The sequence below is a fragment of the Phormidium sp. CCY1219 genome, from assembly GCF_055795085.1.
This window is the reverse complement of the sequence record NZ_JAYFEQ010000045.1, coordinates 1-332: the sequence shown is the minus strand read 5'-3', so window position 1 is coordinate 332 and position 332 is coordinate 1. Positions and strand designations below refer to the sequence as shown.

Genomic DNA, 332 nt, shown 5'->3' with positions numbered 1-332 from the left:
TTGGCGATCGGGGGCTGGCTGACCGGCACCACCTTCGTTACCTCCTGGTACACCCACGGATTGGCCTCCTCCTACCTAGAAGGAGCCAACTTCCTTACCGTGGCCGTTTCCACCCCCCCGAACAGCTTGGGACACTCCCTGCTTTTCCTGTGGGGACCGGAAGCCCAAGGAGACTTCACCCGCTGGTGTCAACTGGGCGGACTATGGACCTTCGTGGCCCTGCACGGAGCCTTCGGCTTGATTGGCTTCTGCCTGCGCCAGTTGGAAATCTCCCGTCTGTTAGGGATTCGTCCTTATAATGCCCTGGCCTTCACCGGACCGATCGCGGTGTT

Annotated in this window: 1 pseudogene; it reads left to right on the top strand. The window is 60.5% G+C overall.

Annotation, left to right across the window (positions count from 1 at the left end):
- A pseudogene (locus tag AC0QH1_RS00365) lies at positions 1-332 on the top strand (photosystem II D2 protein (photosystem q(a) protein)); the annotation flags it as partial.